The 26075-nt window shown below is 70.1% G+C and carries 22 protein-coding genes; 11 read left to right on the forward strand and 11 right to left on the reverse strand.

The features are described 5' to 3' along the window. Positions 1 to 71 precede the first annotated feature (71 nt). Complete coding sequence (locus ACWCPN_RS20440; RefSeq protein WP_451207945.1) at positions 72 to 1019, forward strand: bifunctional riboflavin kinase/FAD synthetase; 948 nt, start codon at positions 72 to 74, stop codon at positions 1017 to 1019. 86 nt (positions 1020 to 1105) lie between these two features. Here the strand turns inward: ACWCPN_RS20440 and ACWCPN_RS20445 are convergent, their stop codons facing one another. From ACWCPN_RS20445 to eccE, 3 genes are all read right to left on the reverse strand, one after another. Then, positions 1106 to 4609 (reverse strand): SCO5717 family growth-regulating ATPase, encoded by a 3504-nt coding sequence (locus ACWCPN_RS20445; RefSeq protein ID WP_451207948.1) that lies wholly within the window; start codon positions 4607 to 4609, stop codon positions 1106 to 1108. Positions 4610 to 4972: 363 nt separating this feature from the next. Beyond that, positions 4973 to 5752, reverse strand: a complete 780-nt coding sequence (locus ACWCPN_RS20450) for a hypothetical protein (RefSeq protein WP_199212219.1) — start codon at positions 5750 to 5752, stop codon at positions 4973 to 4975. Continuing rightward, positions 5752 to 7122, reverse strand: a complete 1371-nt coding sequence (gene eccE / locus ACWCPN_RS20455) for a type VII secretion protein EccE (RefSeq protein ID WP_451207951.1) — start codon at positions 7120 to 7122, stop codon at positions 5752 to 5754. Before eccE ends, ACWCPN_RS20450 begins: the two co-directional genes overlap by 1 nt. Before the next feature lie 206 nt (positions 7123 to 7328). Between eccE and eccB the strand changes: the two genes are divergently transcribed. From eccB to ACWCPN_RS20470, 3 genes are read left to right on the forward strand one after another with little or no spacing between them, the layout of a single operon-like run. Beyond that, entirely contained in the window at positions 7329 to 8852 is a 1524-nt protein-coding gene (eccB, locus tag ACWCPN_RS20460) for a type VII secretion protein EccB (RefSeq protein ID WP_451207954.1), read from the forward strand. A gap of 23 nt (positions 8853 to 8875) precedes the next feature. Beyond that, positions 8876 to 10174, forward strand: a complete 1299-nt coding sequence (gene mycP / locus ACWCPN_RS20465) for a type VII secretion-associated serine protease mycosin (RefSeq protein ID WP_451207957.1) — start codon at positions 8876 to 8878, stop codon at positions 10172 to 10174. After that, complete coding sequence (locus ACWCPN_RS20470; protein ID WP_451207960.1) at positions 10162 to 10770, forward strand: hypothetical protein; 609 nt, start codon at positions 10162 to 10164, stop codon at positions 10768 to 10770. The genes mycP and ACWCPN_RS20470 overlap by 13 nt, the downstream gene beginning before the upstream one ends. A gap of 19 nt (positions 10771 to 10789) precedes the next feature. On the opposite strand, the gene ACWCPN_RS20475 is transcribed toward ACWCPN_RS20470, so the two are convergent. From ACWCPN_RS20475 to ACWCPN_RS20510, 8 genes are all read right to left on the reverse strand, one after another. Beyond that, positions 10790 to 11302: a hypothetical protein gene (locus tag ACWCPN_RS20475; RefSeq protein ID WP_199212222.1), complete on the reverse strand. Its 513-nt coding sequence runs from the start codon at positions 11300 to 11302 to the stop codon at positions 10790 to 10792. A gap of 66 nt (positions 11303 to 11368) precedes the next feature. Beyond that, on the reverse strand, positions 11369 to 11866 hold the full coding sequence (locus ACWCPN_RS20480; protein ID WP_451207963.1) for a hypothetical protein: 498 nt from the start codon (positions 11864 to 11866) through the stop codon (positions 11369 to 11371). Between the two features lie 58 nt (positions 11867 to 11924). Further along, a complete protein-coding gene (locus ACWCPN_RS20485; protein ID WP_451207966.1) occupies positions 11925 to 13244 on the reverse strand; it encodes a hypothetical protein in 1320 nt (439 codons plus the stop codon). A gap of 86 nt (positions 13245 to 13330) precedes the next feature. After that, on the reverse strand, positions 13331 to 13774 hold the full coding sequence (locus ACWCPN_RS20490; RefSeq protein ID WP_451207969.1) for a hypothetical protein: 444 nt from the start codon (positions 13772 to 13774) through the stop codon (positions 13331 to 13333). 138 nt (positions 13775 to 13912) lie between these two features. Continuing rightward, entirely contained in the window at positions 13913 to 14266 is a 354-nt protein-coding gene (locus ACWCPN_RS20495) for a DUF4333 domain-containing protein (RefSeq protein ID WP_451207971.1), read from the reverse strand. A gap of 186 nt (positions 14267 to 14452) precedes the next feature. Next, complete coding sequence (locus ACWCPN_RS20500) at positions 14453 to 14998, reverse strand: hypothetical protein (RefSeq protein ID WP_451207974.1); 546 nt, start codon at positions 14996 to 14998, stop codon at positions 14453 to 14455. Positions 14999 to 15137: 139 nt separating this feature from the next. After that, entirely contained in the window at positions 15138 to 17429 is a 2292-nt protein-coding gene (locus ACWCPN_RS20505) for a hypothetical protein (RefSeq protein ID WP_451207977.1), read from the reverse strand. A 4-nt stretch (positions 17430 to 17433) separates the two neighbouring features. After that, positions 17434 to 17889 (reverse strand): hypothetical protein, encoded by a 456-nt coding sequence (locus ACWCPN_RS20510; RefSeq protein WP_451207980.1) that lies wholly within the window; start codon positions 17887 to 17889, stop codon positions 17434 to 17436. Between the two features lie 498 nt (positions 17890 to 18387). Between ACWCPN_RS20510 and ACWCPN_RS20515 the strand changes: the two genes are divergently transcribed. The 7 genes from ACWCPN_RS20515 (at position 18388) to ACWCPN_RS20545 (ending at position 26048) form a co-directional block, all read left to right on the forward strand. Continuing rightward, positions 18388 to 18789 carry a hypothetical protein gene (locus tag ACWCPN_RS20515; RefSeq protein WP_451207983.1) on the forward strand — a complete coding sequence of 134 codons (402 nt, stop codon included), beginning with the start codon at positions 18388 to 18390 and terminating at the stop codon, positions 18787 to 18789. 1651 nt (positions 18790 to 20440) lie between these two features. Further along, entirely contained in the window at positions 20441 to 20581 is a 141-nt protein-coding gene (locus ACWCPN_RS20520; protein WP_451207986.1) for a hypothetical protein, read from the forward strand. Between the two features lie 90 nt (positions 20582 to 20671). Continuing rightward, entirely contained in the window at positions 20672 to 21889 is a 1218-nt protein-coding gene (locus ACWCPN_RS20525) for a S8 family serine peptidase (RefSeq protein ID WP_451207989.1), read from the forward strand. Between the two features lie 133 nt (positions 21890 to 22022). Continuing rightward, the gene (locus ACWCPN_RS20530) at positions 22023 to 22370 is read left to right on the forward strand and encodes a WXG100 family type VII secretion target (protein WP_143640178.1); all 348 of its coding nucleotides are present in this window, start codon (positions 22023 to 22025) and stop codon (positions 22368 to 22370) included. A 96-nt stretch (positions 22371 to 22466) separates the two neighbouring features. Then, positions 22467 to 22766, forward strand: a complete 300-nt coding sequence (locus ACWCPN_RS20535) for a WXG100 family type VII secretion target (RefSeq protein ID WP_143640176.1) — start codon at positions 22467 to 22469, stop codon at positions 22764 to 22766. A gap of 127 nt (positions 22767 to 22893) precedes the next feature. Next, positions 22894 to 23826 carry a serine/threonine protein kinase gene (locus ACWCPN_RS20540; protein ID WP_451207992.1) on the forward strand — a complete coding sequence of 311 codons (933 nt, stop codon included), beginning with the start codon at positions 22894 to 22896 and terminating at the stop codon, positions 23824 to 23826. Between the two features lie 11 nt (positions 23827 to 23837). Beyond that, the gene (locus ACWCPN_RS20545; RefSeq protein WP_451207995.1) at positions 23838 to 26048 is read left to right on the forward strand and encodes a protein kinase domain-containing protein; all 2211 of its coding nucleotides are present in this window, start codon (positions 23838 to 23840) and stop codon (positions 26046 to 26048) included. Positions 26049 to 26075 lie beyond the last annotated feature (27 nt).

The following is a 26075-nucleotide window of genomic DNA, read 5'->3' on the forward strand; positions in this document are numbered from 1 at the left end:
CGGCATGGCACCCTTAGACCTGCACAAGAGGTCAACGGTAGACACGGACAAGGGTTCGAGGAGCGGTCACAGTGCAGCGCTGGCGTGGCTTGGAGGACATCCCCCAGGACTGGGGGCGCAGCGTCGTCACCATCGGTTCCTACGACGGCGTCCACCGCGGCCACCAGCTGATCATCAAGCACGCCGTGGACCGCGCCCGCGAGCTGGGTGTCCCGGCCGTCGTCGTCACCTTCGACCCGCACCCCAGCGAGGTCGTCCGCCCCGGCAGCCACCCGCCGCTGCTCGCCCCGCACCACCGCCGGGCCGAGCTGATGACGGAGCTGGGCGTCGACGCGGTCCTGATCCTCCCCTTCACGACCGAGTTCTCGAAGCTGTCGCCCGCCGACTTCGTGGTCAAGGTCCTGGTCGACAAGCTGCACGCCAAGGCGGTCGTCGAGGGCCCGAACTTCCGCTTCGGCCACAAGGCGGCCGGTGACGTCGGCTTCCTCATCGAGCAGGGCAAGATCTACGACTTCGAGGTCGAGGTCGTCGACCTGCACGTCACCGGTGAGGCGGGCGGCGGCGAGCCGTTCTCCTCGACCCTGACCCGGCGTCTGGTCGCCGAGGGCGACGTGACCGGTGCCCGCGAGATCCTGGGCCGGCCGCACCGCGTGGAGGGCGTGGTGGTGCGCGGCGCCCAGCGCGGCCGTGAGATGGGCTTCCCGACGGCCAACGTGGAGACGCTCCCGCACACCGCGATCCCGGCCGACGGCGTGTACGCCGGATACCTGCACGCGCAGGGCGAGATCATGCCGGCCGCGATCTCGGTCGGCACCAACCCGCAGTTCGACGGCACCGAGCGCACGGTCGAGGCGTACGCCATCGACCGCGTCGGCCTCGACCTGTACGGCCTGCACGTAGCCGTCGAGTTCGTCGCCTACGTCCGCGGCCAGGCGAAGTTCGAGTCGCTCGAGGCGCTGCTGGAGCAGATGGCCGCAGACGTGAAGCGGTGCCGGGAGATCGTGGCGGCGGAGGCGTAGGGACCCGGCAGGGTCCGGGACCCAAAAGGGGCGGCCGGTGCGATGCGCACCGGCCGCCCTTCGTCGTACCGTCCCCCGGCCGCGGCCTACTGCTGCGGCGGAGCCTGCGGAGGCTGGGCCTGCGGCGGCTGCGCCCCGGGCTGACCGGGCTGCGGCGGGTAGGGCTGTCCGGGAGCGCCCTGCGGGTGGGGCGGGCCCGGCTGCGCCTGCTGCTCCGGGTACGGCTGTGCCTGGCCCGGCTGCGCCTGCTGCTCCGGGTACGGCTGTCCCTGGCCCGGCTGCGCCTGCTGTGGCGGGTACGGCTGCTGCTGCGGCGCGTACGGCTGGCCGGGCTGCGGCGGATAGGGCTGGCCCTGGTGAGGCTGTCCGGGGTACGGCTGTCCCGGGTACGGCTGAGCGGGATACGGCTGGTCCGTCGTGGGCCCGCCCGGATAGGGCAGGCCCGGCATCGGCTGGCCGGGGTACGGCTGGGGCGGCATCGACTGGCCCGGCATCGGCGGGGCGGCCACCGGGGGCGGGTTGCCGTCGTTGGTCCACAGCCCGTGCATCTGCTGGTGCCGCACGAAGTCCTCGGCGATCATGGCCGCGAGGTTGAAGTACGACTCCCGTACCTTCGGCCGCATCATGTCGAGGTCGACCTCGGCACCGGCCGCCAGGTGCTCGTCGAAGGGCACCACGACCACCCCGCGGCAGCGGGTCTCGAAGTGCGACACGATGTCCTCGACCTTGATCATCTTTCCGGTCTCGCGCACTCCGGAGATGACCGTGATCGACCGGGAGACCAGGTCGGCGTACCCGTGCGCGGACAGCCAGTCCAGGGTGGTGCTGGCGCTGCTGGCCCCGTCGACGGACGGCGTCGAGACGATGATGAGCTGGTCGGCGAGGTCGAGCACCCCACGCATCGCGCTGTACAGCAGGCCCGTGCCCGAGTCGGTGAGGATCACCGGGTACTGCCTGCCCAGCACGTCGATGGCGCGCCGGTAGTCCTCGTCGTTGAACGTGGTCGAGACGGCCGGGTCGACGTCGTTGGCGATGATCTCCAGACCGGAGGGCGCCTGCGACGTGAACCGCCGGATGTCCATGTACGAGTTCAGGTACGGGATCGCCTGGACCAGATCGCGGATGGTCGCCCCGGTCTCCCGGCGCACCCGGCGGCCGAGCGTGCCGGCGTCCGGGTTCGCGTCGATCGCGAGGATCTTGTCCTGCCGCTCCGAGGCGAGGGTCGAGCCGAGGGCGGTGGTGGTGGTCGTCTTGCCGACACCGCCCTTGAGGCTGATGACCGCGATCCGGTAGCAGGACAGCACCGGCGTGCGGATCAGGTCCAGCTTCCGCTGCCGCTCGGCCTCCTCCTTCTTCCCGCCCAGCTTGAAACGGGACCCGACGGCGGCGGGCCGGCCGCTCTTCGCCTTCTGCCGCTTGTTGTTGAGCAGCCGGTCCGAGGACAGCTCCACGGCCGCGGTGTAACCCAGCGGCGCGGCACCGGGATTGGTCGGCTGCCGCTGGTCGTGCTGGATCGGCTGCGGCCAGGCCGCACCGGCCCGCGGGTCGGCGGCCGGCTGCGCGGCCTGAGCCGCCGGACCGGCCTCCGGGTTCTGCGCGTTCGGCTGCTGTCCCGGCTGTCCCGGTTGTCCGGGCTGCGGGAAGCCGTAGCCGCTGGGGGGAGTGGGGACGGCGTGGGGCTGCTGCTGTCCCTGCTGCGGGAAGCCGTAACCGCCGGGCTGGGCCGGGGGGTTGGGCGTGCCGGGGTGCTGCAGCTGGGGCGCGGCTGCGTTCGGCTGCTGCCCCGGCTGTCCGGGCTGGGGGAAGCCGTAGCCGCCGGGGGGAGTGGGGACGGCGTGGGGCTGCTGTTGTCCCTGCTGCGGGAAGCCGTAACCGCCGGGCTGGGCCGGGGGGTTGGGCGTGCCGGGGTGCTGCGGCTGGGGCGCGGCTGCGTTCGGCTGCTGTCCCGGCTGTCCCGGTTGTCCGGGCTGGGGGAAGCCGTAGCCGCCGGGCGGCGTGGGGACGGCGTGGGGCTGCTGTTGTCCCTGCTGCGGGAAGCCGTAACCACCGGGCTGCTCGGGCGTCGGGCCAGGGTGCCCGGGTGCTCCGGCGGCCGGCGGCTGACCGGGCTGGTGCCAGGCGGCGGGCGCCGGCTGGGGCGCCTGCGGCTGGAACGGCGGCTGCTGCCCGGGTACCCCGCCGGAACCCTGCGCGGCGGCGGGCTGCGCCTGACCGGCCGGCATCGGGCCCGGCTGCTGCGGCGGCGCGGCCTGCGCCGGCCACTGGGCGGCCGGCGCGGGGGCGGCGGGCTGGTACGACGGCGGCAGCGGAGGCAGCCCGTTCTGCTGCGCGGGCGGCGGCCCCCAGGCGGGCGGTGCGCCCTCGGGGGTACCGGGAGCGGCCGGATCGGCGGGGGCGGCCTGCTGCGGGACGGCGGTCTGCGGGGCCCCGCCTTCGGGCGTACCGTCCTGCGCCGGGGTGTCCCCGGACACCGTCGCGTCCGGCTGGGCGTCAGTAGCCGTGCCGTCCTGCGCCTGCGGGGCGAACGCGGGCTCGGCGGACTCGTCGCCCGCACTGCCGCTCTCGGAGGCGATGCCTGCGGCGGCCCCTGCCTCCGTGCCGTCCTCCGCTTCCGCATCCGTACGACCGGCCCCGGCCGCGGTGGCGGCGGACTCGTCGGCCCCGGCGGGCTCCGTGACCTCGTCCGGCTCGGCCGGAGCGGTCGCATCGGCGTCCGCTCCCTCGGCGTCCCCCGCCGTCGCCGTGACCTGGGCGCCCTCGGAGTCACCGTCACCGCTGCCGTGCTCGCCGGCACTCTCCTCGACGGAGCCGCTCGGCGGAGCGGCCTCGTCCGCGGCTCCGGCCGCGACGTCACCGGTTTCGGCGAGCGGTTCCGCACCCTGCGCGGCATCCTCGTCCGCAGCGCCGGCGGCCCTCTCCTCGGCGGCCGCGCGCTCCGCGATCTCGGCCATCTCGCGCTTCAGCGCGACGGCGGAGAACCGCATGGTCGCCCCGCTCTCCAGGTCCCCGTTGTCCGGCTCGGGCGCGGTCGGCGGCACGGCGGCATCGCTCTGCTGCCGCGACGGCTCGGCCGGCTGTGAGAGCTGCTGCGGCTCGAACCCCTCGGGCAGTTGAGGCACCGGAACCGGGCTGCCGGTCGGCGGCGCGGGAGGTGCGTACGGCGCACCGGCCGGAGCCTGCGAGGCGAAGTGCGCCCCCGGGGCAGGAGCGGGCGATGCGTAGGGCGCGCCCGGCGCGTGTGCCGGGGGAGCCGGCGGGACCGGCGGGGCGTACGGGCCGCCCGGCGTCGCCGTACCGGCCGCCGGAGTCGTGTACGTCGGCGCGGTCGGCCCCGGGTCGGGTGAACCGGACGGGAACTGCGGAAGCGGAGCAGCACCGGAGCCGCCGGCCGTGCCGGAACCGTGCGCGTCACCGGCGTCGCCCGCGCCACCCGAACCCCCCGGGGCCCCGGACGCGTTCTGCGTGTACCAGGCGGGCGGGGCGTAGTCGATGGTGAACTCGCCGGTGGTCTCGATGGCCGATTCCGCGTCGGGCTGGTCATCGCCGGGTGTGGCCCAGCCCCCGCGGATCCCGTCCCGATCGCTGCTCACAGTTCCTCCTGGTGTGGTCGGGCACCCTCATGCCGTGCGCGGGGCACCCCGTTCCGTCGTGCGATGTCGCCGGGGCTTCCCCGCGTGGGCCACCGGCCCCCTCGGTCGCGAGGCGTTCCACCCGCTCGCGGGAACTCGCGACGTGCCCCGCCCCAGCCTAATCACCAAAGGCGCGGGCTCGGCAGGCCCGTCCGCCCCTTACCCGCCTGCTCCGCGGTGTCACACCGGGCCGACGAGGGGCGCGGCACCCGTCGACGTACACCAAAACGTGACGAAGACGCACCACTTCCAGCCCTCGGCAGTGCCGGAATTGACGCGAAAAGTCGCCAATCAAGAAGGAAAACGGGCCAAGTTGGACGCGGTTCAGTCCATCCGGCGCGCGACGCCCAGCAGTCCGGTCTCGGCGTCCGTCGCCCGCGTCATCACGTACTGCCGGTCCCGCTCGGTGCACCACAGCGTCACGCCGTCCGGAAGCGTGGGCAGCGCCTCGAGCTCCGGGCGCGGCAGCGCCAGCACCCGCCCGATCTCCGCCGCCTCGTCCGGCGACACCCGCTGCACACCCACCAGACGCGCCTGACGCATCAACCGCGGCGCCACCGGGCTCAGATACGGCAGCAACGTCAGCACCGACTGCCACGGCGCCGACGCCACCCGTCCACGCGGCGGCCGCATACCGCAGTCCCGCACCACCAGCACCGGCGTCCCCGCCGAGGCACCCTGCGGGGGCACCCGGCCGACGTCGTACACCGCGAGACCGTTCTGCCCGCCGCCCATGGCGTGCACCATCGGCATCCAGGCCTGGGCCCGTCCGGTCTCCACGGCCACCCGGGCACCCGTGGCCGCCGCGCGCAGGGCCATGACCTGCGCGGTCCACAGACCGCCGATGAGCACCATGTCGAACGGCGTGGGACGGTTGACCCCGAGCACGGCCGGCTGCCCCTCGGTGTCGACACCGACCACCACGCCGTCGTCACCGATCGGCAGGGACAGCGCGTCGGCCTGCTCCACAGGCAGGGTGTGCCGGGGATGGCGGGGGCCCAGCAGGCCGAAACCGGTCCGCAGCCGCTCGCCGAGACCCGTGCGGGACGGGGCCGCAGCCGGACGGGAACCGCCCGGCTGGGCGGGCGAAGTCGTGACGGCCATCAGCGGGCACCTCCGAGCGGCAGGGTGGCCAGAACGCCGGGGAGCTGTTCCCGGTCCAGACGGGCGAGCCCGGTCCGCGCCTCGCGCGCCGCACGCTCCAGATCGCGCCGGGCGTCGGTCAGTTCCTGGTTGCTGCGGCCGGTGATCCGCAGGTGACCCGTGATGGACACGTTCTGCTGCGCGCCCCTGGCCAGGGTCAGGCTGAAGGTCGTCGCCAGCGCGGGCACCGCGGTCAGCCGCGCCACCAACTGCGCCAGCGAGCCACCGGATCCGCCCAGTTGCGGCCAGCGGCGCACCCAGTAGGTGGTGTGCCGGCGGTTGTCGCAGCGCCAGCTCCGGCTGGACTCCTCGGTGCGGCGCTGCGGCGCCTCGCCCCGCCCTGCCTGGGCGGCCTGCGCCGTCACCATGGGGTTGGCGCACGCCGAGGTGGCGATCGCCGCCGTCAGCTCCTCCTCGTTCAGCACGCTCGCCCGGAACCCGGCGCCGGTCAGCCGGCTCGCCAGGTGCTCGGCCGAACGCGCCAGGCACTTCTGCGCCCCGAGCAGCCCGCCGCCCCGCGCGGCCACCGCCTCCGGGCACAGCTCGGGATCGAGCTTCAGCGCGATCCACGTGATGCGCACCGCGGGGGAGCCGGTCTCCGCCTGCAGCGGCGCGTAGTTGCTGACCACCACCGACTGCTGGGGCAGGTGCAGCGCGGGCGCGGGCTGCGTGTGCACCACGATCTGCGCCGACTCCAGGTGGATCCCGTCGACTTCGAGGACGTCCCGCACGAGGGCCACCGGCAGCGGTCTGCGGCCGCGCTCCGCGCGCAGCGCGCCCGCATCCGACTCCACCTGGAGCACCGCCGTCAGGAAACCGCCGTCGCCGACCATGCCGATCGGCCGCTGGTCGCGGTCGTCACCGCGGCTGTGGCTGTACGTGCGCAGGGAGGGGTCGCACTCCACGGCGGGCGCAAGTCCGGAGTCGGTGCCCACCGGCACCGGCGTGCTCGCGGCCCGCCGGTTGCGGGCCCGCAGCGCCAGCAGCGTGCCGAGCCACTCCGGCAGCGAACGTCCCCGGCGCCGTACGACGGCGAGCACCACCAGCACGGCGGCGATCGCTGCGGCGGCGATCAGCGCCACCGTGCCGGCGAGCCAGCCGCACACCACGAGCGCGCCCGCGATCTCCAGCAGCACCAGCCGCTGCACCGCGAACGAACCGCCGCGCCCGGAACGGGACTCCGGATGCGGAGCGAAAGCGCCCTGAGGGGGCGTGGGCGCCCGCTCACCACGCCGTCCGGAGGAAGCGGGGCCGGGAGCACCCGACCGGCCCGCGTCGCCCGATCGTGTCCCCGATTGCGATCGCGACCGGGCCCGCGTTGCGGAAGCCATCACTCCAAAACCCCCGAACTCTCCCGAAATCCCTTGCGCTCCGGTCCCTTCAAGCCCTGAGCACCCTACCCGTGCCACACGCACGGCCACGCAACAGGCATAGTAGGGGCCGGGTCTGACAGTCGAGGCACCAGAGGCAACCGAGGGCGGGGGACGGATCTTCACAGGTCCCCCACGGCTCCGCAACGGGGAGAGAGCGGACACAGATGGCATCACGGCGGGACGAACTCAACGCCTACACCTTCGCGAAGCGCCGCACGCTCGCGTCATTCCTGCAGCCTTCCCCCTCCGGTTCCGAGGAGGGCGCCCCGAAGCCGCTGAAGGCACTGGTGCCCGGCCTCGTCGTCGGCGCCGTCGTCCTCGCCGTGTTCGGCGCGATCGGCATGTTCAGCCCCACCGCGCCCAAGGGCTGGGACACCCCGGAAGAACACGTCATCGTCGCGAGCAAGTCCACCACCCGGTACGTCGTCCTGAAGACCGGCAAGCAGACGCAGCTCCACCCGGTCCTCAACATGGCCTCCGCCAAGCTCCTGCTGGACCCCGGCAAGGACAGCGTCATCACCGTCGACGAGAAGATCCTCGACAGCGGCAAGCCCCCGCACGGCGCCACCATCGGCATCCCCTACGCCCCCGACCGCCTGCCCACCCCGGACGAGGCCTCGGCCACCAAGCGCTGGGCCGTCTGCGAACGCCCCGGCGACGGCGGCCGCGCCATCCAGAAGGCGGCGTTCGTCCTCGGGCGGAAGGAGTGGTCCAGGACGGACGGGCGCGACAAGCTCGCCCACGGCGACCTCATGTACGTCGTCGGACCCGACGGCAGGACCCAGTACGTGGTCGACGCCCGGGGCACGGCGTACGAGATCGCCGACCCGGCCGACAAGGAACTCCTCAAGGCCCTCGACACCCAGGCGCGCGCCCCGCAGCGCGTCTCCCAGGACTGGCTCGACACCCTGCACAAGGGCGACCCGGTCTCCATCCCGTCGATCCAGGGCACCCCCGGAGAGAAGGCGGGCGCCTCGGAACTGCTGGGCCGGTACGACAAGGTCGGCGAGGTCATCAAGGCGTACGACGGGCAGACGATGCAGTACTACGTCGTCCTGAAGGGAAAGGTGGCCCGCGTCTCCGAGTTCACGGCCACACTCCTGCTCAACAGCGGGGACCTCGTCGGTGTGGGCCAGGCCGGTGAGGCGCAGCAGGTCAGCCCCGGCGCGGTCGTCGACAGCACGACGTTCGACGGCGGCCGCCACTGGCCGGCGTACAAGCCGAGGACGGTGAACGACGGCTCCAGCACCACCAGCGGCCGCAACACCCTCTGCAACGTGATGCGTTCGGTCGGCGGCAAGGGCGCCACCACCCTGTCCACGTGGGTCGGCAAGGACTTCCCCGCCCAGCTCCCCACCGGCTCCTCCAGCGCCTACGTCACCCCCGGATCCGGCCAGCTCTACCGGCAGTTCCAGGGCACCGAGACCGCGGCCGGCGGCGTCTTCCTGGTCACCGACACCGGCCTGCGCTACGCCCTGCAGTCCAACAGCGACAGCACCACCGACGACCAGGGCGTCGGTACCTCCGCCAAGCGGCGCAAGGAGGAGCTGAGCGAGGCGAGGATCGCCCAGACCCGCCTCGGCTACGAGAACGTGACGCCCACGCCCATCCCCGTCGAGTGGTCGAGGTTCCTGCCGACGGGCCCGCGCCTGTCGGAGTCGGCGGCGCGGCAGCCGCAGGGCTCGTAGCGGCGGGGGAGGAGAACGCACTCATGCAGAAGTCGAATCCGCCGGGTACCCGGCCCGCCGAACTCCCCGGCACCGGCGCCAGGACCGCGGTCCTGGCCGCCGCGGCGCTCCTCACCGCCACTGCCACCACCTTCGCCCTGCCCGCCACCCCGGCCCGCGCGGACGACGGCCAGTGCACCTTCCCGGCGAAGGACTACTCGGGACGGCCGTGGGCGCTGCAGCGCGTCAACCTGGACGCGCTGTGGGCCCAGTCCACCGGCAAGGGTGTACGGGTGGCCGTGATCGACACCGGTGTCGACGTCAAGAACCCGCAGCTCACCAAGGCCGTCGACGCGTCCAAGGGCAAGAACCTGCTGCCGGCCAAGAACGCCAAGGGCGAGAAGATAGAGCGCGGCAACAGCTCGGGCACCACGGACACCGTCGGCCACGGCACCCGCGTCGCGGGCATCATCGCGGCCCGGCCCGCCAAGGGGACCGGCTTCGTGGGCCTGGCCCCGGACGCGACGATCATCCCGGTCAAGCAGAACGACGCCGAGGGCGACGGCACCGCGCTCACCCTGGCCACCGCGATCCGCCACGCCGTCCAGGCCGGCGCCGACGTCATCAACATCTCCCAGGACACGGCCAACGCGGTCCGGCCGGACGCCCGACTGCAGCAGGCCGTCGACGAAGCCCTCAACCGGAAGGTCGTGGTCGTCGCCTCGGCCGGAAACGACGGCCTGGGCGGCAACGTCAAGGTGACGTACCCGGCGTCGTACCCGGGCGTGCTCGCGGTGGCGGCGTCCGACCGCAACAACGAGCGGGCGGCGTTCTCACAGTCGGGAGACTTCGTGGGCGTCGCCGCTCCCGGCGTCGACATGATCTCCACCGTGCCCGGCGGCGGTCACTGCTCGGACAACGGCACGAGCTTCTCGGCCCCGTACGTCGCGGGCGTGGCCGCCCTGCTGAAGGCCAAGTACCCGGACTGGACGGCCCAGGAGGTCACCGCCCAGATCGAGCAGACCGCCGAACGCTCGATCCCCGGCCACGACCGGCTGGTCGGCTGGGGCGTCGTGGACCCGGTGAAGGCGCTGACGGACGTGGACCCGGAGCACCCCGTCCAGTCCCCGCGCCCCGAGGACGGCGTCTCCAGGGGCGAGGCCCCCTCGGTCACCCCCCTGCACTTCGGCGAGACGGCGGAGGAACGCGACACCCGCATGGCGACCTACGTGGTCGTCGGCGGCCTGGTCCTGGTCGCGGGCCTGGCCGGCACGGCCGTGGCGGTCCGCGACGCACGGCGCCGGCGTGCGGGGCGGCCGGGAGGAGCCCCATGGACACGCTGACGAAGATGAATGTCTTCCTGCTCGTCCTGTGCGCCGCTCTGCTGGCCGTGGCCTGTGTGAAGGCGGACCGGGTACGGGCCTGGCGTGCCGGCCTCAACCCGTCGGCCCCGGAACTGCCGGACTCGGCCTTCGTCGTGGCCCGCGTCGTCCTCGTGGCCCTCGCCGTCGTCGGCGTCTGCACGGCGGTGCGGGGCTTCGGCGTCTCCGACCGGACGTCCTGGGACGACAGCGAGCTGACCAGCGCGGTGCACCAGGCCACCGAAGACCTCGACGGCTACACCTACACGACGGACGAGACGGGCAGCTCCTCCTACTTCACCGACTACGAGTCGCTGACCGAGGAGAGGGTCGCCCGCTACGGCGGCGGCGACGCCCCCGCGACCGGCGTCTCCGCCGACCCGGCGGGCACCGACACGGACACGGAGGCCCGCCTCACCGTCACGGCGTCCGGCGCGGACAAGGCCTTCTGCGTCCACCTGGAACGCACTCGCGCGAAGAAGCACGACTACACGCCTCCGGGCGTGAGCGGCAACCCGGGCACCCTGACCTTCCGGGGATACCGGCTGAGGGCCGGGGCACGGGACGGGGAGTGCTGACCCCGCCCTCCGCCGGGCCTCACAGCTTGCCCAGGACGACCCCACGCCAGGTCCAGCCGGACTTCAGCACGGCGCTCCGCAGGGGCTCTCGCAGCTCCGCCGCGTCGAACCGGAAGGTCTCCGTCGCCTCCAGCCGGCCGTCGTCCCCCCGGCCGAGCGTCCACTGCCGCGTGACGGTCCGGTCCTGCCCGCGCGAGTACGACGACGCGACCTGAAGCCGCGGCGGACTGCCGACCCGGCTGACCTCCCACTGCTCCTCGAGGGCCCGCACCTCGTGGCCCGCACGGTCCAGCCGCATCCGGATGCGCACGGCGTGCGTGATCCGGGACTCGACGAAGAAGGTCTGCCAGGCGGGCTCCGCGATCCGCCACTCCGCCACCAGATCGGCGCCCTCCGCGGCGCCGTAGCGGACGACGTACGGAACATCCGGCCGGCTGAGCCCGAGCAAGGCCGTGCGCAACTCCTCCGCCGGGACCGGCGGGACACCGTCCGCGGGTCGCCGGGTTCCGGTCAGCCTGTCGAAGAGTCCCATGGGCTCAACCTACGAGGGACACCGCCGCCGGCACAACAAACGCCCTGCCGCCTCCCGTGGACCGCGTCACGACGTCGCGCCGCCGCCCGGGCGCACACTGCGGACGAGGTCGCTGAAGTCGTCCAGGACGGCCGGATGCTGGGCCGCGGTCGAGGTGAGGATCAACCGGATCACCGCCCGCTTGTGCGGATCGGTGACGTCCAGCATGGACATGTACACCTGCGACTGCACGAGGTCGCGGCGCACCCCGCCGGCGATGGTCGAGAAGGACAGCGTCTGCGTGAGGCCAGGAGCCTCGGCGGAGCCCGTCTCGCGACGGCCGGTGACCGTGACCGAGGTGATGGCCCGGCCGAGGCGCTCCACCGACTCGTCGGCGATCTCCGGCAGCGTCGCCGGGTCCGGGCGGTACTCGCCGTCGATCGTGATGTTGGCGGTGAAGCCGCCGTCGGACGGCAGACGCACCGCCACGTACGCGGCGCCGGGGGCGGCGACCTCGTCCGGAGGAGCCGATCGCCAGCCCTCCGGCAGGTCGAACTCGATCGGGACCGGCAGGCTCGTGGCCATGCGCGAGCCCTCCTTCCTTGGAGCGGTGCACCCTCGCGAGGGTGCTGAGAAGTCTGGATCAGAAGAGGCTGCCGATGGCGTCACCGGCCGAGCTCAGCCCGTCGCCGACGGCATCGGCCAGATCGCCCGCGGTGTCGGTGACCTTGTCCGGGTCGACGGTGAACTCGAAGCCCACTTCACCACCGACGATGGGGGAGAGACCCACACTGGTCTTGAACTCCCACTTCCCGTCCTGGGTCTTCCCGATGTCCAGATTGGCCTCGGCACCCGGACCGGCCCAGCCCTCGGCGGTGACACCCGCCCCGATACCGCCGATGTCCGCGCCCACGGTGCCGCCGCCCTTGGCCCCCGCGAACGCCTCGCCGCCCAGGTTGATGCCCTCCAGGCCCACCCCGGCGTGGCCTCCGGCCTCGGCACCCGCCATGGCCTCGGCACGTCCGTAGACACCCACCGGGCCGACGTCGAAGCGGCCCTTGGACGAGGCCTCGCCGCCCGCCAGGGCGCCGGCCTCCCCCTGAATGCCCTCATGGGTGACGCCGCCGCTCACGGAACCCTTGGCGCCCGCGTACGCTTCGGCCTCGCCGTCGAGCTTCACCGGCCCGTTGGTGAGCGAGCCCTCCGCGCTCGCGCGCCCGAGGTCGGCGTGCGCCTCGGCCTCGCCCATCTTGCCGGACCCGGTGTCCGGCCCGGTCGCCTCCGCGCCGACATCCGGACCCGAGGCCTCGGCCTCCCCGTCGGAGACCCACCCGTCGGGTTTGGTCGGGGTCTGCTTCGACTCGGCCACGTACTTGTCGATGCCGCTGTGCGCGTGGCTGTTGAAACCGGTGAGCGTGCCGTCGTTCACGTCGGAGTCGAGCACCACCGCCTTGAGCGCGGTCTCGACATGGGCGTCGGCCTCGACGACGTCCTTCACGGCCTTGTCCACGTGCGCCTGCCAGGAGGCGACGGCCGAGTGCACGGACTGCTGGTAGTCGGGGTCGTGGTGCATGGCGTTGCGCTCGCCGGCGCTGAGCTTCGAGGTGTCGTAGGAGACCACGCCCGCCTCGGACACCGCCATGCCGGCCTTGACCGCGTCCGCCCGGGCCGACTCCAGCTTCTTGCGCAGGTCGGTGAACTGGGTGTGCGCCTCACGCAGCAGCGAGGCGACCGCCTTGGCCTCCTTCTGCGCGCTCTGGAACTGCTTGAGCGTGACGTCGAACCGCCGGCCGGCCGCGTCCGCGCTCAGTCCGGTCCAGGTCTGACCCGTGGAGACACCGCACACATCCCGCTTGTAGGCGATCTCCTGCTTGTTGAACTCCTTCGCCATCCCGTCCCAACGGTCCGCCGCCGTGGAGAGCTTGGACAGGTCGGTGGTCATGATCTCGTGGTAGTTCGGCATGGGTTCCCCGTTGTGTGGCGTGGCAGCGTGCCGGTTCGGGACGGCAGTTCGGTGACCGCGCCCGGATGTGTCAGTGGCCGGATGCGTCAGTAAGCGGTGAGCACCGACACCGAGCCGGCGTTCGTCCCGGTCTGGATGTCCGTGTTCTGCAGCACCGTGTTGGCGCTCCGCAGCGACGCCTTGTCGGACGCGAGCATGTTCATCAGGTTCTTCACCTGGTCGCCCCACGTCTCGTGCGCCTTCTTCAGGGCCCCCGACGTGTGCCAGCCGTCCCGGAACCCGGAGACGGCCGAAGCGGTGTCCGTGTCCGCCCAGTCGCCGGCCTTGCGGGTGTCCGGCTCGATGTGGTCCTCGATGGCCTTCGCGGCGGCCTTCTTCTCGGCCGGGGAGGAAGCGAGGTCCTTCTGCCCGCCGAGCAGCGGCGGGGGCCCCGAGGACCCACCGGGATCGGAGGGCAACTGGTTCAGCCGCATCCCGACGGGCTGCGCGGCCCCGTCGTCCGCCGTCTGTCCTGCTTCCGGCCCTGCCATGACTCCGCCTCTCCCCGTACGCCGCCGAGTCCGCGCGGCAACTCTCACTACTTCAGCGCGCCTTGGCGCGGCCCCGCCGAACGACCGTGCCGAACGGCTCCGCCGGACGACTCCGCCGGACGGCTCCGCCGAGCGGCCTCAGCCCGCGGCGGGCGAAGCCTTGTCGTCGGCCTTGAAATCGAAGTTGATCTTCCCGTCCTCCACGGAGGTCACCTTGACCGAGACCCCCAGGGTGCTGCCGTCGTCCGCGGTGATCGTGCACCGGGTCGTCGTACCGACCTTGCCCTTGAGGTCCTCGGGGCAGGTGACGTCCGGCTTGGGCCGCCCGGTGGCGGCGGCGAGCTTCGCGGAAAGCGTGGAGGCCAACTTGTCGGAGGACAGCTTCGGCGTGGACTCCCCGACGCTGACGGAGGCCGAGCAACCGGAGAGCAGGCTGCCGACAACGGCAGCCGAAAGGACCGAAACGGCCGCGTACGACCTGGTTGTGGGCATTCTGCACTCCGAGCGGGCTGGCCACGGCAAAAGGACGCGGGAAGCATACTCCGGAGGGTTGCCCGGACCGTGATGCGGGTGCGGCCGGGCAGTGCGATACCTGCCCATCTTCACCGGTCCTTCAGAGCACACGCATGAAATCTTCCCCCGCTCGTCGCCGATTGCCGCACCGGTGGGGGAAGAGCCTCAGGTCGACGGAACCTTCCGAGGGAGATCCGCTTCTGAAGAACAGCCTGCTTCGTCGGCAATCCTGCGAGCAACAGAGTTGAGGACCACCATATGGTCCCGGGCGCTGCGATAACTCTCGAGAGCGGAAGAGGGTGAGAACATCTCCCCCTTGATGAAGTGAGTCGCCCCCGTACCTGTCTTCGTGGTGCAGGCGAAGAAAAGATCTGCTCCGTTCGTCCCGGTGGCTGCGTACGCGCCGACGGGGAAGGTCACCAGTCTATTGCTTGCCTTGCTGGTGGGATTCGGGTGTTGCTCTGCTGCATAGAACTCGATTTGCAGGAGAGGGAAGTCGTCGCCACTCTTCGTACTGTAGATGCTGCACTTGCTTCTCGATGTCGCGCCGTCATGCAGGTGTCGGACTGCTCGGGACACCGAGAATGTATTGGGCTCCCCCGCACCGTTGACACCGGTCAGCTCCGTAAAATGCCTCATGTGGAAGAGTCGCTCCAGTGCCGCGGCGGCTTCGGCGTCCAGCGCCCCGTCGCAGAGCCTCTCCGCGGTCACACCCGTTGGCTTCGCCCCGCCACCCGACGAAGCGGCGCAGCCGGAGCAGAGCACTGCCGAGCCCAGGGCGATGAGCGCAGCGCGTCTTACATGGCCAACCGCCCGCAAGAGAGTCCAGTGCGCCAGAAATCGTTGCATCTCAGTCCTTGTACGGGGGTCTGCCGCGGAAGTCGTCCTCTGCCGAGCCCGTTGCCACATAACTCGACTTGAGTTGCTGCGTCACCTGTTGGTGGTCGGCCTTCCCGCCCGCTTCTTCGTACTTCGAGAAGTAGTGCTGGTAACTCGACCCCAAGTCGCCGATGCCCTTGTTGTAGAATTCCTGGCTGGTGAGTTGAGATTTTTCCAGGGGGTCGTCTTCCGCATCGTCGGCGGCCTTGTCGATCTCTTGACCGATGAACGTGTTCACTACCTCACCACCGAAGTCTGCCGCAATCGGCGCGATGGCCACGCCCGCCGCGGTCGATCCAGGCAGGGGCAGTGCCGCGACGCCGACGCCGACCGTGGTTCCCACGAGAAGCTTTCCCCATTCGGTGGACCGGCCGAGTGACTTATTGGATTCCTCTGAGTCGACTCCGTAATCGGTTGCCGCCTGTTGCACTCGTGCGTGGTCGAGAATCCCTCGCGTTTCCGCCTCCATGGTGAGGGCGTCCACGCCATGGTCGTAGTTCGAAGCGGTCGTCGGCGGATGGGCGTCCAAAAGACTCGCGGTATAGACGTGTTGTTGTGCTACCACAATCCCGTGGGACGTCTCGTTCTGACCGAGTACGCTGAGGAAATCAATGGCACCCTGGTTGCCGAATTCGGCGCGCCGGCCACCGTACTGGGCCGGGAAATCACCCGCATCGCGAGCATGGTCGCCCAGGCCGGACAAGCTGTAGTCGAGGTCATCGATGTACGCCCCGGCCATCTTGCCCAGACTGTCCGCCAGCTCGGGCTGGTCGTGCAGCATCTTGGGGCCGTCCTCGCTGCCGTAGAGATAGGCCACCTGCTCCATCACGGCGGCGGTCGCGGCGTTGCGGTGGTCGCCGCCGGCCTTGACGGCGTCGGCGCTGACGTCGTACGCGTATCCGGTTGTGGCGGCCTCCAGCGCGTGACCCAGCGAGTCACGCCCCGCGACGTATCCGTCCTTACCCTCCATCGTGACGTCGGAGGCCCAGAGGCGTTCCTTGCTCAGGTACTTCAGATGGTCGTTGACCTCGGATGCTTTGTCGACCGAGTCGCCTGCGCCGTCGGGCTGGGCGAAGAACCGTGTCGAGGCTTCCGGGTTGTGGCCCAGTGCCTCCAGGAAACCGGTCACGGGGTCGCGGCCGCGGTCGTTCTTGTAGCCCCAGTAGTTGAGGTCACCGTGGTTGGCATTGTTGACCCACATGCTGATGCCCTCGCCATTGACCTGCTTGTCATAGGCGAGGAGCTTGCCGCCGTAGTCATTGAGAAACTGGTCGTCGTAGTCGCCGAAGCGCATCAGGTTGCTCATGACCGCGTAACCGGTCGGGTTGCCCGCGTCGTCGATGCCGAGCTGGTCCGGGCCCAGCTTGATCATCTGGCGCTCCCAGTCCTGCATCCTGTCGCTGTCCGAGAGCGTGGCCTGCCCGACGACGACGCCGAGGTTCTTCTGGAGCTGCTTGGCCTGCTTACTGCGCTCGGGGTCGTACTCGCCCTGATACGGATCGGCGACACCGGCGTAGAAGGTCAGTACCTTCTTCGGGCCGGCCTGTTCTGCGAACTCCTCGGCGAAGAGCGGGTCATCCTTGTATTTCGCCAGGGTCGCGTTGAGGGTCGCCAGCTCCGTTTTCGTGACGTCGTGAGGGTCCTTCGCCAGAATCCTGGCGAGCCTGTCGGCGTCAGCGATCGCCTTCGCAGCGGTGTCCCGATCTTCGTAACCGGTACCTGAGAAACCGTACTTGGCCTGATCGGCCAGAAGACGCAGAACTCTGGCGGCCGTGGAGTCGCTCTCAACGGCCTTGTTCAGGATTCGCTGGATCTCGTCACGCAGGTCGTCGACCACCTGCTGGCTCGTTGCGCCGGTCCCGCCGCCGGGGTCGGACGCCCAGTCGGGGCGGGTGTTCTGGGTGACGACGAACTTTCCGTCACCGGTGTCCACCACGCTCAGGTGATTCCGAGTGGCACCGCGCCCGATCGCTGCCTGGACCTCCGCGCGGTAGCCGATGAGTTCGTCACGGGTGTCGCCGAGGATGTTGGCGATGGTGTCGGCCTGTGTGTACGCATCGGCGTATTCCCCGGCGGTCTTGTCGATGAAGTCACGGGTCACGGCGGCGTTGAGGCCCGCCCAGTCCGCCCTGTGCGCTCGTGCCTTGAGGTGTTTTTCTGCGTCCTCGGCGAGGGCCTTCAGCTTCCTCGCCATGTTCCGCCAGTCGGTGACCGCCTCACCCAACTGCTGGAAGTTGCCGAAGCGGAGTGCGTCGAGATCCACTGTCTCAGCTGCCCTTCCGCTCGTCGAAACCCTTCTCGAGCGTGGCGATGCCGCTCAGCGTGCCGGCGATGTAGACCTCGTCGCCGGCATGCGCGCCCTTGGTGTAATCGAGGTGGTTGGAGATGTGGGCCGTGGCATCAAGGAGTGTCCGCGCCTGGTCCGCCCAATGCTGCGCAACGGTGTCGAGCGCGGAGCCGATCTCGAATCCCTCGCTCGCCAAGCCACCCGCGGCCTTCAGCGAGTTCACACGGGCAAGGTCGCTGTCGTGCTGGAACGCTTGGTACAAGTCGTAGGCGGCGTCACCGACCGCTGCGAGGTCGGTCTGATTGACTCGAAGGTCTCCTTGGCGGTTGGCGGTGCCGCCGGAATCGGGCGATACGTGGTTGAGCCGCATGTGCGTCTGGCCTTGAGCACGCTGCAGTGCGTCGCCCTTCAGCTGCTCCCACTCGTCCCAAGCCACCGGCGGGCCCCTTTCCCCCTGATCATTACGGTTCACCCTCTCGTCGCGCTGAGCTCTGTCGGGTCGGCCGTCACTCGAGAGGGCGTTCATCGCACGCTAGCAACTCGCGGTCGGTGCACGGACGGTGGCCGCAGCACGTCACCTGATCCGGTGTAGAGGTTTGATGAAGATCACTGAGGGTGTCATCGTCGACATCGGCTGTGCGTCAGAGCCGATTCATCCGCCCTGAAGGGGCACGGCGGCGAGGCGGGCGCCGGTTCGCTGCAAACAGGAAAATGGGACAAACCATGGCGTCGGGTGCGGTCTCGTAACCGAGTTAAGACACATGCCTGGTTGGACCGGTTGGGCAGGTTGACTAGAGTGGTAAAGGCGTTGTGAGACGCGGCTCGCTTTGCGATCGTACGGCGAGCGGGTGGTTGATCCCGGCCCGCCAAGGCCGGGGAACCGTACGGGGAAACGGGGAGGAGCGTCGTGCTTCCGGCAGACATGGTGGGGGGCGTGTCAGCGGCGAACCTGAAGGCCAGCGGCGACGCGCTGAAGAAGTTCGTGAGCCGGGTGGACGCCGTACTGAAGGACCTCGAGGGGTCGGCGGGGAACCCGACACGGGTCGGGCAGCAGGCGATTCGTAAGGGGTCGCTGAGTAGTACGTCCGGGCAGTTCCATGAGGCCGACGCCCTGTACGGGACTTTCAACGCGGTCCATGAGCGCCTCACCACGCTCTCCAAGACCCTGCACCTGCAGATCGAGGCGATTGGTATCGCCGTTCTGGGTGCGAAGGGGACCTTCGACAACCTCGAAGAGGAGCAGCGGCGGCGGTTCTGGGAAATTCAGGGCGAGATCAAGAAACTCGACGCACAGGGTGACAAGTACGCCGGTGGCGGCACCGATGTGGTGAGGTGACATGACCGACAAGCATGCGGCGGACCTCGATCGGGTCTCCCATCAGAACACCTTCGCAGACCTGGCGCGGGATGCGGCGGAGCATCCTCACGAGGGCGGCTGGCTCAAGGGCCTCATAAACGGCGCAATTCGCGGTGTGGCCAAGGACACCCCGTACGCGGAAGCCATGGTCAGCCGTACGGAATTCAACGACTACTCTCTCAATAGAATAATTGACCTGGTCGAGCGGACGGACCCGGAGGACCTGGAGTCCTCCGGCAAGGCCCTGTGGGACGCACGCGATGCCATCACGGCGGCCGCTGACGAACTCAAGGGCCAGTTCGACACGGTGCCGTGGGTCGGTAAGGCCGGCGACGACTTCCGTACCTGGGGCACAGGACTTGTCTCGAGCGCGTACAGCCTGAGCACATTTGCCGGGGGTGCGGGCGATCAAATTACGGCAGCCGCCGTGGGCCTTGCGTCCGTACGAAGCGCCATGCCGGATCGTGACCCGGCGAACCGGAAGCGGCCTGAGGACTTCACTGGAGCTGAGAAGGCGGCCAGCAAAGAAGAGTATGCAGCTGCCGTAAAGGTGGAGAAGGACCGCCAAGAAGCGATCAACCAGATGAACCGGTTGGCCTCGTACTACGCGGTGTCCAGCGAGCAGCTGCAGGCTCTGCATAAGAACGCTCCTGAGTTCAAAGGTGTGCCGGACGTCGGTGTTCCCAGGCCTCAGCGAAGCGAAGCTGCCCCTGAGTCCGGAGGGTCGGCATCGGGTGGGACCACGGCAACGGGCTCGCCCGCTTTTGTCGGGGGGCATCACACGACAGTTGCAGCGGAACCTGTCACGCACGTCCCGCAGGAGACCGCTGCAGCGCCCGTGAAGCATGTTCCCGGGCACGTCTCGTCCCCCGAGCAGCCTCAGCCTGTGGGCACGAATATCGACAGCACTGGAACACTGCCTCCGGTCACGACGGCTGGACCTGTACCCGGCCATACTCCGCCTGTCATCGGCGCCCCTCCCACCAACGGCGGTCAGCCGGGTGTGTTGGACGGCCCCTTCGGGACTCCGATTCCCAGCGCGGGGTCCGGCAGGAGCCTGAACGGTGCGGGAGGATTTCGAACTCCTCCTTCGGCTCAGGGCCGCGCGGGAACTCCTAGCCCTACGAACGCCGGCTCCGGACGTTCCGGAGGGCAAGGTCCCATGAACCAGATGGGCCGCGCCACGTCGACAGGACAGTCCGCCGTCAAGGGCGTCACTTCAGGGCCGAAGTCGACACCGGGGAGTCGAGCGGTCAGTGGTGGTACGCCGCGGCCTGGTGGCACTGCGGCGCCGCGAGCCAACGGTGGGCCTACGACCGGTGCCGGCCGCTCCAACGGGGTCGTCGGTGGACGGCCTACGAACACCGGTGGCGCTGCGAAAGGCGGGGCACGGATCCCCCGCGGCACGGTCATTGGTCAAGAGGGTGCCGGTAGCTCACGTCCCGCGACTGGTCGACTCGGGCAGCGTGGCGTCTTCGGGACGCCTGAGGCCGCTGCACGACCTGGTGCAGGAGCAAGCAGCTCCCGCACCGGTACGGGAGCGTCGGAGGCGGTTACGGGTAGGCCGTCCGCACGCAATTCCGCCTCGGGAGCTGAGCGCAACGGCATGACGCGTGGCGGTGCGGGACTCATGCGAGGCACCGCCCGCAACGGCAAGCCCGAGGGCGAGGAAGGCACGCAGGGAGCGCCGCGCCCCGACTACCTGGTCGAAGACGAAGAGACACACCTGCCCAACAAGCCCCGGCGTGATGTGCCGCCGGTGGTCGACTGACCGCGAGTGAGGACAGAGAAAGCGATGAAGTCAGGGATCAGCCGACGAGCCGAGCATGCAGGGGCCCGCAGGGTGCGCCGCGGAGGACGAGTGCGTGCACTGAGTGCGATCGTCGGCGCCCTGACCGCTGTGACTGTGGGCCTGGCGCCGAGTGCCCTTGCGTACGACGAACAGTCGAAGCAGTGGTATTTGGACTACATGGAGGCCGACCAGTTGTGGAAGGTGAGTACCGGTAAGGGCGTCAAGGTCGCTGTGATCGACTCGGGCGTCAACCCGAACACGCCGTCGCTGAAAGGGCAAGTCCTCGCGGATGAGGTTCCCAAGAAGGTCGGTTATCGGGCGACGGACGACTACACCGGTCACGGAACAAGCATGGCTGAGTTGATCGCCGGCACAGGAGCGGGTGGCGGCCTGAAAGGGCTGGCACCGGGGGCGAAAATCGTTCCCTACCGAGTCGACCTCGAGGGGCTCAAGGGCGCGGAAGAGCATGAGAAGACTCCCGAGCCGGCAGAGGCGCTCAGGGCTGCGGCCGACACGGACGCAAAAATCATCAGCATGTCATTCGGCGGCATGACCACGGACGAAGACGAAGCGGCGGTCAACTATGCCGCCTCGAAGGGCAAGTTGCTGGTAGCTGCGGTCGGCAACAGCGGGACGAACGGCCTCGCTGACTATCCTGCCGGGTACCCCTATGTCGTTGGTGTATCGGCAATCGGTGAGTCTGGTTCGGTTTCGAAGTTCTCCTCAAGCGACGGCAGTGCCGACTTTGCTGCTCCAGGTGAAGGCATTCCCGGTTGGTGTGACGCCAAGTTCCGTTCTTACTGCAACCGTCAAGGTACGAGCGCGGCGACCGCGATCACCTCGGCTGCCGCTGCCCTGATCTGGTCCGCTCACCCGGACTGGAACGTCAATCAGGTCGTTCGTTCGCTCGTTGACACCGCGGGACGTAAGTGGCCGAAGAGTAAGCCGAGTAAGTACCTTGGCTATGGGCTTGTTCGTCCTCGACTTGTCCTTGCGGACCCCCATTACGACGCCGGCCCGGCGAACGTGGACCCGCTCGCCAAGGCGAACGGCGGTGACGTGTTGGCAAAGTCCGGAACGAAGCCCTCCGCATCTCCCTCCTCCTCTGCATCAACCCCGTCACAAGCCCCCGCGAAGGGTTCTACCGGCGGCACCTCGGCGGCAGGATCGAGCGCGGAGTCGTCGAGCGACAGCAACACCCTTTGGATCGCACTCGGCGCCGTCGCCGCGGTCATCGTGATCGGCGGCGGAGGGGCTGCCGTCATGCGGGCTCGGCGTGCCAGGTGACGTCGGCAGTCGTATGTAGCCCTGTGTTCTCGGGATAGGGCACGCAGTGCGGGCTCACCGTCGTACAGCGCCGACATGCGCGGTGAGCCGAAACAGTTGGACCGAAGAGACAGACAAGAAAGGGCGGGCTGACATGGCCGACAAGCAGAAGCTCGAAGATGCCGCAGTAATCCACCTGCAGAAGAGGATGGCCGAGAAGTACGAGGGCATCCGCAAGCGCGTACACGGCCTTCAGGGCGTCATCGACGGCCTCGAGGGTCAGTGGCAGGGCATCGGCCGTGCCGCGTTCGACAAGAAGCAGTACGAGATCAACGAGTCGCTGAAGAACATCGGCGACATCCTCGGTGACGTCATCGAGGCGATGACGGCGACGCGCAACATCAAGGACAGCAAGGAAGACGAGGTGCGCGCGTCCGTCAACAAGATCGACGTCCAGGACGGCGCTCCCACGGTTCAGTCCTCCTCCCTCAGCTCCTACTGAGACTCGGCCTCTTCACGGGGCGAGCGGCACTCAGAGCTACTGCCGGGCAGCCGGCGCACACAACAGGCACACACAGGCGAGACGAGGTAAACAGCCATGGCCAACAACGCTGAGGGTCTGTCAGTAACTTACGACGGGCTCGACGTCGCGGCGACGAAGATCGGCAACGAGGCGAGCCAGCTTGAGCAGGACCTGCAGGAGCTCCGCAAGATGGTGGTGAGCAGCATGCAGTACTGGGAGGGCCAGGCCCAGACCACCTTCCACGAGAAGCTGCACCGCTGGGACAAGGAGGCGAACGACATCCACCAGGCGCTGACCGGGATCGGCCACGTCGTCGCCCAGTCCGGCGGTACGTACATGGAAGGCGACAAGAAGGCCTCCAGCTACTTCCAGTAGGACGAGGCTCGCAAGAAGCAACTCCAGGGTGGGCGCGCGCGGGAGGCGCCCACCCTGTCGTCGGCCCGCAGACGGCCGCCGCGGCCGGCAGTGACCTTCCCGTGCGGACGAAGGACTGGGGAGTCACGTGCACGCGACAGGCGCTCGGACCGGCGAGGCACACCCGGGTGTCCCCGCCTCGCGCCGGATCGGCCCGTATGTCCTCCTCACCCCGCTGGACGATCCGCACACCCGCATTCCGGTGCCGGAGCGGCGCTACATCGCACGCAGCGCCGACGGCGAGCACACCGTCCTGCTCGGCGCACCTCTTCCCGGTGCCGACCATCAGGCATTCCTGGCCGAGGCCGAGACCTCGCGCTACCTGCTCGGTCAGTTCATGGCGCCCGCCGCGGCATGCTCGGGCCCCGGGCAGAGCGCCTGGCACACACGCCCGTACCTGCCCGCCCTTCCGCTGCCCACCGCTCTGGCCGTGCACGGGGGACCGCTCCCCGAGCGGACCGTCCGGGCCCTCGGGGCGGCTCTGGCCGAAGCTCTGATCGTCGTCCACGGGCAGGGCCTCACCTACGCCGGCGTCTCACCCGCGGCCGTGCTCCTCGCTGCCGACGGGCCACGCCTCACCTGCTTCGGCGCCGTACGGGCGGCGGCAGCGGAGGGTGCCGCGCGTTCCGGGCTGCCGGGTCTGGAGCCCGGCAGCCTCCCGCCCGAGCAGGCGGCCGGCGGCCTTCCGCGTCCGCTGGGCGACGTGTACGCACTGGGCGCGACACTGGCGTACGCCGCGACCGGCTACACCGCTCCCGAGAGAGAGGAACTGCCGCCCGCGCTGCGTGCGACCATCGGCCGCTGTCTGTCGCGGGACGCCGGAGCTCGCCCTCAACTGGCCGAACTGGTGCAGGCGTTCGCGCCTGCCTCGGGTGATGCCGGTCAGACGAGCGGAACCGCCCCGCTGCTTGGTCCGGGCTGGCTGCCGAGCCGGGTGATCGCGGCCATCGCCCACCAGTCGGCCGCCGTACTCGCCGCGGACATCTCGCGCGCCACCGTGTCCGCTTCCCGCCAGGACTGACGATCATCCGTATGGCTACTCCGCTCACTCACGACGACCCGCACGCCATCGGGCCGTACCGCCCGGTCGCCCGCCTCGGCAGTGGCGGCATGGGCACCGTCTATCTGGCGCGCTCAGGAGGTGGACGGGCCGTCGCCGTAAAGACGATGCACGCGTCGATCGCCTCGGACTCCGGCGCCCGCACCAGGTTCCGCCTGGAGGCCGACGCCGCCCGCGTCATCGGCGGGCAGCACGGCGCGCAGGTCGTCGACGCGGACACCCGGGCCGAGACTCCCTGGATCGCCACCGAGTACGTGCTCGGTCCGCCCCTCGACGAAGCGGTCCACGTGGCCGGCCCGCTCCCCGAGGCGACCGTACGCGCGCTCGGCGCCGCGCTGTGCGGGGCACTCGGGCAGCTCCACAATTCCGACGTGGTGCACCGCGACCTCAAGCCGTCCAACATTCTCGTCACTGCGTACGGACCGAAGGTGATCGACTTCGGTATCGCCCGCGCCGCCGGCGACGACCGTCTCACCCGGGCCGGTGCCGCGGTGGGCACACCGGCGTTCATGTCGCCCGAACAGGCGAGCGGGGACGAGCACACGTCGGCCGGTGACGTGTTCGCGCTCGCCGGAGTACTCGTCTTCGCCGTCACCGGACGCGCCCCGTTCGGTCAAGGTCAGACCGCGGAGCTCCTCTACCGGGTCCGCTACGGCGAGCCGGACCTCAGCGGCGTACCCGCCGCCCTGCTGCCGGTTCTCGGTCCGTGCCTGGACAAGAACCCGTTCCGACGGCCGACCACTTCGGAACTGGCCGCACAACTGCACGACGGATCGGGTGAGTTCGCCGGGCACCTGCCTGACCCGGTGCTCCACGACATCGCCCGCAGGGCCACCGAGGTCTGGCAGATCAGCCCGCAGCGTCTGCCCGCGCCGCCCGCGGAGCTCGCCGGACCACCGTCCGTACCGGCCAAGCCGATGCCGCATCGCCGGCTGCTACTGGTCGGAGGAGGAGTCGCGTTCGTCGCGGCGGCCGCCGCGACGGGGGTCTGGGCCTGGCGCCGGGGTTCCGGGCCCGAGCCGAAGCCGCCGGTGGCCGGTCCCAGCAACAGCCAGCTGCCGAGGAAGAAACTCGACTCCGTGTGGCAGATCCAGGTCGCCGATCCGCCGTACGGCACGGTGCCGCCCGCACAGCCGCTCGCGGTGGGCGACATGGTCGCGGTGGTGGCAGGGAAGGGACTGGGCGGGATCGACGCCTTCTCCGGATCCGTCCGGTGGGCGTCGGACCAGATGGAGATCCACTGGCAGGTGGCGACCGACGGCGAGCGGCTCGTACGGATGCTGACTCCGGAGGGTTCCGAGTACAACGCGGGGAAGCCCGGTGGGTTTCCTCTCTCCCTGGCCTCCGTGGACCTCGACACGGGCGTCGCGGACGACCGCTTCGCCCGCTTCACCGACTTCAACGGTGTCATCAGCCAGAATCAGGTGCTGTGCACGGCCGATGGTGTCGTGTACGCGGCAGCGGGCCAGGGGACGTACGACGAGTACTTCCTCGCGTCGCAGTCCTGGTCGGTCTTCGCCGTCGACATCCGTACCGGGAAGAGGCTGTGGACCAAGCCGCTGCCCTCGCGCCCGGATCGCACCGACCGTCTGCACTTCCTCGCCGCCGACGTCATCGGCCACCAACTGGTGGCACTGCAGGAGACCAACGAGGGCAAGGTCCGCGTCGTCGTACGCGACACCCGTACGGGAGAAACCCGCTGGGAGCGGCCGCTCGACGGTGTCACGCCAAGTCGCATGCAACGGACGCCGGCCACCGATACCAGGAGCCTCTACCTGGGCAGCGGCCGGTTGCGGGCCCTGCGGTTGAGCGACGGAGCTCAGGTCTGGGACTCCGGGTCCTCCAGTCCAGGGCGTACGTACGGTCCACCGGCGGTCAAGGGCGGAGTGGTGTACGCCGTGGAGAAGGGCCGCGGACTCGTCGCCTTCGACGCCGGAAGCGGACGTGTCCTGTGGGCGGAGAAGGGCGACGGGGACGCCGGCGCCGACCTGGCGGCCGCTCCGGTGATCGGCACCGACTGCGCCTACGTCAAGCGCGCCTCGGCGCTCTGGGCCGTCGATCTCGCCTCGCGCACGCCCACAGCGTCCTACAAGACGACCGGCGACCGGTTCATCGCCCATGAGAAGGCCAAGGTGACCATCGCACTGGGCGGAAAGTTCCTCGCGGCCTTTCCTCTCAAGTGAGCGGCCGCCCACCGATGACGAGAGATG

The sequence above is a fragment of the Streptomyces sp. NPDC002386 genome (assembly GCF_053593175.1).

Coding starts and splice junctions, on each gene's coding strand:
- ACWCPN_RS20450 (WP_199212219.1), bottom strand. CDS start 5,752: ATGGCCGTCACGACTTCGCCCGCCCAGCCGGGCGGTTCCCGTCCGGCT.
- eccE (WP_451207951.1), bottom strand. CDS start 7,122: ATGGCTTCCGCAACGCGGGCCCGGTCGCGATCGCAATCGGGGACACGA.
- eccB (WP_451207954.1), top strand. CDS start 7,329: ATGGCATCACGGCGGGACGAACTCAACGCCTACACCTTCGCGAAGCGC.
- mycP (WP_451207957.1), top strand. CDS start 8,876: ATGCAGAAGTCGAATCCGCCGGGTACCCGGCCCGCCGAACTCCCCGGC.
- ACWCPN_RS20470 (WP_451207960.1), top strand. CDS start 10,162: ATGGACACGCTGACGAAGATGAATGTCTTCCTGCTCGTCCTGTGCGCC.
- ACWCPN_RS20475 (WP_199212222.1), bottom strand. CDS start 11,302: ATGGGACTCTTCGACAGGCTGACCGGAACCCGGCGACCCGCGGACGGT.
- ACWCPN_RS20480 (WP_451207963.1), bottom strand. CDS start 11,866: ATGGCCACGAGCCTGCCGGTCCCGATCGAGTTCGACCTGCCGGAGGGC.
- ACWCPN_RS20485 (WP_451207966.1), bottom strand. CDS start 13,244: ATGCCGAACTACCACGAGATCATGACCACCGACCTGTCCAAGCTCTCC.
- ACWCPN_RS20490 (WP_451207969.1), bottom strand. CDS start 13,774: ATGGCAGGGCCGGAAGCAGGACAGACGGCGGACGACGGGGCCGCGCAG.
- ACWCPN_RS20495 (WP_451207971.1), bottom strand. CDS start 14,266: ATGCCCACAACCAGGTCGTACGCGGCCGTTTCGGTCCTTTCGGCTGCC.
- ACWCPN_RS20520 (WP_451207986.1), top strand. CDS start 20,441: ATGCGAGGCACCGCCCGCAACGGCAAGCCCGAGGGCGAGGAAGGCACG.
- ACWCPN_RS20530 (WP_143640178.1), top strand. CDS start 22,023: ATGGCCGACAAGCAGAAGCTCGAAGATGCCGCAGTAATCCACCTGCAG.
- ACWCPN_RS20535 (WP_143640176.1), top strand. CDS start 22,467: ATGGCCAACAACGCTGAGGGTCTGTCAGTAACTTACGACGGGCTCGAC.
- ACWCPN_RS20545 (WP_451207995.1), top strand. CDS start 23,838: ATGGCTACTCCGCTCACTCACGACGACCCGCACGCCATCGGGCCGTAC.